A 7,640-nucleotide genomic window follows, 5' to 3' on the forward strand; every position below is an offset into this window, starting at 1 on the left:
TGTCGGGGGCGGGGCGCCGACCGGTGGCGGACGGCGCCCCGAAGACCCCGGCGGCGCACGGCATCGCGGGTATACACAAGCGCAAGACGACGGAAAGGCGGCCCCGCATGTTCTACCCCTTCAAGGACGACCAGGGTAGGCCCAAGACGCTTCCCGAGGTGTCCTACGCCGACCTCGACCAGCTGCGCGACCTCGAGGAGGGCTACGCCCTGGAGTTCAAGCGCAGCTTCTCCCCCACCGTGCAGAAGAAGGTCCCCAAGATCGTCGCGTCGTTCGCCAACTCGGCAGGGGGCTGGCTCGTGATCGGGATCGCCGACGACGACCGCTCCGTCTGCCCCGTCCCGCGGCTTGCGGCGGACTACAGCCAGATCATCGGGGAGCTGTGCCGCCGCCACATCACCCCCGCCCCCCGCATCGACGTCCGCTTCATCGCGGACCCCGCCGACCCCGCGGTCGGCGTCGTGGTCGTGCAGGTGCTCGAGGGCGACTTCCCTCCCTACATCTCCGACGGCGTCGTCCACGTCCGCGAGGGCTCGACCTCCGGTCCCGCCGCGAGCACCGCCCTCGTGGACCTCTACGGGAAGGCGACGCGCCGGCGGGCCGAGGTGACGGCGTTCTGCCGCCGCACCGTGTTCGTCGCCGCGCGCGAGACGCCGCTGTTCAACCTCTACATGTTCCGGATGGGACGCCGCGCGGCGGACGCGCCCTCGCGCGACGAGCTGAACGCCCATGCGGAGGCGATGCGGGGCAGCTTCGCGCGGCAGGGCCTCGCCTGCCGCGTCCACCATGCGCACGACTCCCTCATCTTCAGCATCCCCACCCGCGACACGCCGCGCACGCCGCACTCCTCCATCGAGCTGTTCGGGGACGAGTCCCTGAAGCTCACGGTCCCCGCCGTGCTGCTCGCCGGCGAGGAGCGCAAGCGCGCGGCCGAGCGGCTGTTCGGCGCCGAGGCCGCGCGCCAGCCCGAGGACGACCTGCACATCCTGAGCGCGGAGGACACCCTCGCACGGGTCACGCGCATGGCCGCGGTCCTCGACCGCTACGTGCGCGAGCGCGGCATCGCCTGGCGCCAGTACGCCGTCGCCTACGAGCTCGAGAACCTGGCGGGCGCGGTGCTATGGAGCGATGAGCCGCTCTACCTGCGCTACGCGCGCGAGCGCGGGCCCCTGTTCTGCGCCACCGCCGACTGCCTCTCGCGCGTGCGCTACCTGGACGACGGGGCCCACGATTCGTTCCGCGCGCGGCAGTTCGCCGGAAGCCACTTCTTCGAGGCCTGCGGGCTGCCGCTCGGCTCACCCGATGAGAACGACAACGCGCTGGTGGACGCCCTGCTCAGAACATGAGCGCCAGGACCCGCCCCCTCCCGAGACGGGAAACGGGGCCGCTCGCGCGGCCCCGTCGCCATCGATGATCTGTCGGAAGGGCCCGTCGCGCCCAGGCGCCCGTCCGCGCGTGCGGACCGGCGCGGCCGGCGCCCCTAGCGCTTGAGACCGCCGCGCTCGTCGATGGCCTCCCAAAAGGCCGCGGCGAAGCGCGGGTCCTCGGCGGCCATGAGCGCGTTCGTGGCGATCCAGCCGGAGGGGGTGCCGGTGTCGTAGCCGGACAGCGGGTCGATGACCACGGCGTACATGGCCTCGCGCTCGAGCGAGCGGGCCATGGCGTCGGTGAGCTGGACCTCGCCGCCCTTGCCCGGCTCCTGGTCGCCCAGAAGGTCCATGACCAGCGGGGAGAGCAGGTAGCGGCCGACGATGTACAGGTTGGAGGGGGCATCCTCGGCGGAGGGCTTCTCCACCAGGCCGGAGATGCGCCACACGGCGCCCGGCTCGTCGTCGGCGGCGTCCTCGCAGCCGGGGAGGGACCCGGCGCGCTCGCCGGCGATCACGCCGTAGCGGGAGACCTCCTCGGGGGCGCAGGGCGCCACCGCGATCACGGAGGCGCCGGCGTGCGCGGCGGAGACCTCCATCATCTTGGTGCAGATGTCGCGCGCGGGGACGACGTAGTCCCCGAGCAGCACCAGGAAGCTCTCGCCCGCGACGGCGTCCGCCGCGGAGCGGATCGCGTGGCCGAGGCCGCGCGGCTCGTACTGGTAGCGGAAGTCGACGGGCATGGAGCCCGCCTCGGCGACCGCGTCGGCGTAGGCGGCCTTGCCGCGCTCGCGCAGCAGGCCCTCGAGCGAGCGGTCGGGCTGGAAGTAGGACAGCAGCTCGGGCTTGCCCGGCGAGGTGACGATGATCGCGTCGTCGACGCCCTCGGGCTCGAGCGCCTCCTCGACCACGTACTGGATGACGGGCTTGTCGAGCACCGGCAGCATCTCCTTGGGGGTGCACTTGGTCGAGGGGAGGAAGCGGGTGCCGAGACCCGCGGCGGGGATGATGGCCTTCATGGTCGGTTTCGATCCTTTCGCGGCGCGCCGCCCCGTCGAGGGACGGCGGTGAGGTGGCGCGCGGGGCGCCGGATATATCCTTGTCCGGCAGGGTACCCCAACGGACGGGCGCGCGGGGCAGGTAGGGAAAAACTGCGTGGGAAATGCGCAGTTACCTTACGGGTGCATCCGCATGCCGGCTCGGCGCGACCGCATGCCGGAACACCGCTTGCGTCGCCCGGCGGCGCGGCCCCTACACGCGCACGTTGCCGCTGCCGATGCCCGCGACGGCCTCTCCGAGCGGAAGCCAGTCCACCACCCGCTCGATGGCGCGGTTCCAGTACCCCCATTCGTGGCCGCCCTCCGCCTCCTCGTAGGTGACATCGTACCCGAGGCCGCGCAGCTCCGCGGCTGCGGCGCGGTTGGATGCGAGCAGCGGGTCCCGGGTTCCGCATCCCAGGTAGATACGGGGCATCGGCCCGCCCTCCGCCGCGAGGTCGGCGGCGAGGCGCGCCGGGTCGCGGTCGCTTCCCGCCACCGCGCCGGCATCGCCGAAAACCGCCCCCGCGAACGCGCGCGACCGGAAGAACGGGGCGCCCGCGCCGCCGCGGCCCGCCACGTCCTCCACATGCAGGGTGCCCGAGAGCGCCGCGACCGCGCCGAAGGTCCGCGCGTACCTCAGCCCGTTGCGCAGCGCGCCGTACCCGCCCATGGAGAGCCCTCCGATGAAGGTGTCCTCGCGCCGCGCCGACAGCGGGAACATCGCCCGGGTGAGCGCGACGAGCTCCTCGCCGATGAAACGGCCGTACAGGTCGTGCGCGGCGGGCTGGTCGACGTAGAACATGTTGTCGCCCGAGGGCATGACCACCGCCAGGTCGCGCTCCTCCGCCCAGCGCTGGATGCAGGTCCCGCTCACCCAGTCGGTGTAGTTGCCGAAGATCCCGTGGAGCAGGTAGAGGGTCTTGAAGCCGCCCGCGGGCACATGCGGCTCGTAGACCCTCCCGGCGGCCTCGGCGTCGAGCGCCTCGGTCTGCTTGTCGACGGGCAGGACCACGTTCAGGGGCACCGTGCGCGCCAGCGACGTGGAGAAGAAGTTCACGCATATCAACGCCATGGGACATCCCTTCGATCGAGCCCCGCCCGCCGCGACGTGCGTCGGGACGGGACGGGGACCCTACTCCGCCAACAGGGCGCGGACCGCCTCGACCTGCTCGGGCGTCGCCTGGACGGCGGGCTCGCAGATCCTTGTGGAGATGGGCAGGCCCTTCGCCGCCACCGCGGCCTTGATGGAGGAGATGAACAGGTCGCACACGTCGTAGACGGCCATGAGGCGCGCGATGCGCTCGGCGCACGAGACCGCCGTCGCGAAGTCGCCGCCCTGGTACGCGGCGTGCATCCGGGCGAACAGCTCCGGCTCCACGTTGGTGAGGCCGCACAGCACGCCGTCGCCGCCCGACACCCGGTTCACCAGGTAGTACTCGTCGAACCCCGAGAGCACCGAGAAGTCCGGCCGCACGGCGCGGACGGCGGCGATCACCTTTCGCGTGTGGCTGATCGTGTCCACCGTGTCCTTGATCCCGCAGATGTTCGGGTGCTTCGCGGCGAGCGACGCCACGAGCTCGGGGGTCAGGTCGGCACCCGTGCGCGCCGGGAAGTTGTACAGGATCACGGGGAGCCCGGTCGCGCCGGCGATCGCGCCGAAGTACTCCTCGGCGCACGGGGCGCTCGGGCCGAAGTAGTAGGGCGACACGGCGACGACGCCGTCGGCGCCCGCCCGCTCGGCGAACGCGGCGAGGTCGAGCACGCGGTCCATGGCGGTGTCCCCCACGCCGAGAAGGACCTTCATGCGGCCGGCGACGCGCTCCACGGCGGACGCGAGCGCCTCCTTCTTGACCTCGGACGGGAAGGCGTAGAACTCCCCGATGCTGCCGAACAGCAGGACGCCGTCGAGCCCCGCCTCGGCGAGATGGTCGAGATGACGGCCCCACAGCTCGTAATCGATCGCCCCCGCCGCGTCGGTGATGGTGATGGACGGGCAGAAGATGCCTTCAAACATGGTTAACGCTCCTTTCGGGGCAGCGCCCCGCACTACCGAAGAATCGCCTGCGCAAGGCGGAGGGCCGCCCCGCGCCCCGCCGGCGCTACAGTGCGATGCCGTAGGCCCGCACGGCGTTGTTCATAAAGAAGTCCCCGTCGTCGCCGAACGCATCGCGCAGGAGGCCGAAGTGCTCCTCGAAGGAGGAGTACGTCTCGACGACCGGCCAGTTGGACGCATAGAGCAGCCTGTCGGGGGCGAACGTCTCGCGCGCGAACGCGAGCAGCTCGGACACGAAGCCGCGGTCGGCGGTGGGGTAGCCCGACACCTTGACGTACAGGTTGGGCAGGTCGGCGAACCTCCTCATGACCGCGCACCACGGCTCGTCGAGCGACTCGACGTTGCCCAGATGGTTGAGGATCACCGTCGCCTCGGGCACCTGGGCGAACGCCTCGTAGGCGTCCTCGAGCTCGGATACACGGTTGCACGACTCGAAGGGCATACCGGCCGCGGCGAGCGTCTGGAGCCCCTCGATGAACGACGGCTCCAGGCAGCGGCCGCGCGGCGAGCCCTCCACGTGCAGCGGTTCGCGCACGCCCGCGGCATGCAGGGGGACCCGCATGCACGGGCTCACGCGGGCGCGCAGCATGGCCGCACGGATCCGCCCATGCCGGGCCATGAGGTCGTAGACGATCCCGTCCTCCGCGATGGGGTCGGCGCAGTCCACCTCGACGTACACGCCCCCCGCGAACTCGACGCCCGGCAGCCTGCCATAGAGCGCCTCCAGGTCCTCGAACGTCCAGGTGCACGTTATGCCGCCATCGGTGCCCTCGAGCCAGGGAAGGCTCTGCGCCCCGAGGTCCCACACATGGAAGTGGGAATCGACGACCTTCAGATCGGCCATGGGCCCTCCCCCCTTATCGGTCCCATCCGCGCCCTACGACAGGGCCCGGTCGAGGTCCACGTACCCGCCGTCGACGTTCAGCCACTGGCCGGTCGTGTGCGAGGCGCGGTCGGACAGCAGGAAGCACACGGTGTCGGCGATCTCCTCGACCGAGGTCATCCGATGCCCCAGCGGGATCTTGTCGGTGATCTCGCGCACGCGCTCGCGCTGCGCCCGCTCGTCGCCGAAGCTCTGGATCCATCGTGCGTACAGGGGCGTCCACGCCTCGGCGACCACGATCGCGTTGACCCGGACGTCGTCGGACGCCAGCGCGGCGGCCCATTCGCGCGTGAGGCCCAAGATCGCCCCCTTCGCGGCGGCGTACGCCGAGGTCTTGCCCTGACCGGTGAGCGCCACCTTCGAGGAGATGTTGACGACGGACCCCTGCGACCGCTTGAGATGGGGCACGGCGCAGTGGACGAGCTCGAAGTAATGGGTGAGGTTGCCGTGGAGCGACCGCTCGAACGCGCGCCAGTCCGTGGTCTCCAGATCGAGGTTGTCGTTGCGGCCCGCGTTGTTCACGATGCCGTCGATATGCCCGTAGCGCGCAGCCGTCTCCTCCACGATCGGGGCGATCGCGTCGGTGTCGGCGAGGTCGATGAAGTGGATGTCGAACGTGTCGGCGACCTGCGAGAGCTCCGCAGCGAACTCGTCCTCCACGCCGTCCTTGCGGTTCAGCACCACCGGGACCGCGCCCTCGCGCGCGAGCTGGAACACGATGCCGCGGCCGATTCCCTTGAAGCCGCCCGTGACGATGACGACCTTGCCGTCCAGATGCAGATCCATAAGCCGTGTGGCCTCCTTTCGCGCCCGCGGCGGGCGCACCCGCACGACGGCCCCGCCGAAGGATCCCCTTCCGGGCGGGACGTCGCGTCCCTTACATGTAGTTGCACAGATGCGGCAGGGCGCACTCGGTGTACCCGAGCGCCTCCGCGCAGGTCGGCCTGCCCTCGCAGACCGCTATGATGGCGTCGATGAGCCGGTCGCGCAGCTCGGCCATGGACTCGGGCCCGTAGATGGACGCGCTGGCGTCGAAATCGGTATTGTCCGCCATGGTCTCGGCCGTGCGGCGGTTCGCGGTGAGGCGCAGCACCGGCGCCACCGGGTTGCCCGTCGGGGTGCCGAGGCCGGTGGAGAAGACCACGAGCTGGCAGCCGCCGGCGACGATGCCCATGACCGAGGAGGGGTCGTTGCCCGGCGTGTCCATGATGACCAGGCCCTCGTGGGGCTTCAGCTGCGCCGCATAGGGGTAGACCGCCATGACGGGGCTGTGGCCGCCCTTGTGGATGCAGCCGAGGGACTTCTCCTCGAGGGTGGTGAGGCCGCCGGCCATGTTGCCGGGGCTCGGGTTGCCCTCGCGCATCTCGGCGCCGAACATCTGCACGTAGCGCTCGTAGTCCTCGACGATGCCCACCACCTGCCGCGCGACCTCGGGCGTGGCGGCGCGGCGGGCGAGCACGTGCTCCCCGCCGAAGATCTCGGGGGTCTCGCACAGCACCGAGGTGCCGCCCTGCGCGACCAGCCAGTCGGAGACCTCGCCGATCAGGGGGTTCGCACCCAGGCCGCTCGAGGAGTCGGAGCCCCCGCAGTTGGTCCCCAAGACGAGCTCGGATACCGGACAGGGGACGCGCCGCTCCCGGGCCGCGTCGGCCGCCAGCTCGAGCGCCGCGCGCGTGCCCCGCTCCACCGCTCGGATGGAGCCGCCCACCTGCTGGATCACCAGGCTGCGCACCGGCTTGCCGGTGCGCGCGCGGATGGCGTCGACCACGAGGTCGTTCTGGCACCCCTCGCAGCCGAGGGATACCGCGAGCACCGAGCAGATGTTGGGGTTGGCGGCGAGCCCGGCCATGGTGTCGATCGTCAGCTGCTGGTCGGCGTTCACCTGCGAGCAGCCGTTCTGGTTGTGGAAGGACACGCAGCCGTCCACGGCGCGCGCGATGCGCTCGGCGGTGTCGGAGGCGCAGATGCTCGTGGGGAGGACCAGGACGTGGTTGCGGATGCCGACGCGGCCGTCCGGACGGCGGTACCCCATGAACGTGCGCGGCGCGGCGCCCGAAGGCGCCGCGGGGTCGCCCGGGGCGCCGGGACGCGGGGCGGCGTCCGCCGTCACGGTCCCGGGGTGAGCGGGGCCGTCCGCGCGCAGCGCATCGCGCTGGGCGTCGGTGCTCGCGCAGTTGTGGGTGTGCACGTGCGCGCCGCGGGGGATGCCGGCGGTCGCCGTGCCGATGTACTCGCCGTACTTCACGACGCGCGCGCCCGCGGCGATGTCGGCGCGGGCGATCTTGTGGAACAGGGGG

At 71.5% G+C, this 7,640-nt stretch carries 7 protein-coding genes; 1 reads left to right on the forward strand and 6 read right to left on the reverse strand.

The window, feature by feature from the left end; genetic code table 11:
* On the forward strand, positions 1-1,346 hold a 1,346-nt coding region (locus PHA29_RS09550; RefSeq protein ID WP_270849382.1), incomplete at its 5' end, for an ATP-binding protein.
* A gap of 134 nt (positions 1,347-1,480) precedes the next feature.
* Here PHA29_RS09550 and PHA29_RS09555 read toward each other — a convergent pair.
* The 6 genes from PHA29_RS09555 to PHA29_RS09580 form a co-directional block, all read right to left on the reverse strand.
* Positions 1,481-2,386, reverse strand: coding sequence for a UTP--glucose-1-phosphate uridylyltransferase (locus PHA29_RS09555; protein ID WP_270575027.1), 906 nt, complete (start codon positions 2,384-2,386; stop codon positions 1,481-1,483).
* A gap of 232 nt (positions 2,387-2,618) precedes the next feature.
* On the reverse strand, positions 2,619-3,479 hold the full coding sequence (locus PHA29_RS09560) for an alpha/beta hydrolase (RefSeq protein ID WP_270849384.1): 861 nt from the start codon (positions 3,477-3,479) through the stop codon (positions 2,619-2,621).
* Positions 3,480-3,539: 60 nt separating this feature from the next.
* On the reverse strand, positions 3,540-4,421 hold the full coding sequence (locus PHA29_RS09565; protein WP_270405588.1) for a dihydrodipicolinate synthase family protein: 882 nt from the start codon (positions 4,419-4,421) through the stop codon (positions 3,540-3,542).
* An 85-nt stretch (positions 4,422-4,506) separates the two neighbouring features.
* Positions 4,507-5,304 (reverse strand): amidohydrolase family protein, encoded by a 798-nt coding sequence (locus PHA29_RS09570; RefSeq protein WP_270849385.1) that lies wholly within the window; start codon positions 5,302-5,304, stop codon positions 4,507-4,509.
* A 33-nt stretch (positions 5,305-5,337) separates the two neighbouring features.
* Positions 5,338-6,129, reverse strand: coding sequence for an L-fucose dehydrogenase (locus PHA29_RS09575; protein ID WP_270849387.1), 792 nt, complete (start codon positions 6,127-6,129; stop codon positions 5,338-5,340).
* 91 nt (positions 6,130-6,220) lie between these two features.
* The coding region (locus PHA29_RS09580; RefSeq protein ID WP_270849388.1) for a UxaA family hydrolase at positions 6,221-7,640 on the reverse strand (1,420 nt) is incomplete at its 5' end.

Source organism: Candidatus Collinsella stercoripullorum, from assembly GCF_027669965.1.
In the GTDB taxonomy this organism is placed as follows: Bacteria; Actinomycetota; Coriobacteriia; order Coriobacteriales; family Coriobacteriaceae; genus Collinsella; species Collinsella stercoripullorum.

Coding starts and splice junctions, on each gene's coding strand:
- PHA29_RS09555 (WP_270575027.1), bottom strand. CDS start 2,386: ATGAAGGCCATCATCCCCGCCGCGGGTCTCGGCACCCGCTTCCTCCCC.
- PHA29_RS09575 (WP_270849387.1), bottom strand. CDS start 6,129: ATGGATCTGCATCTGGACGGCAAGGTCGTCATCGTCACGGGCGGCTTC.
- PHA29_RS09560 (WP_270849384.1), bottom strand. CDS start 3,479: ATGGCGTTGATATGCGTGAACTTCTTCTCCACGTCGCTGGCGCGCACG.
- PHA29_RS09565 (WP_270405588.1), bottom strand. CDS start 4,421: ATGTTTGAAGGCATCTTCTGCCCGTCCATCACCATCACCGACGCGGCG.
- PHA29_RS09570 (WP_270849385.1), bottom strand. CDS start 5,304: ATGGCCGATCTGAAGGTCGTCGATTCCCACTTCCATGTGTGGGACCTC.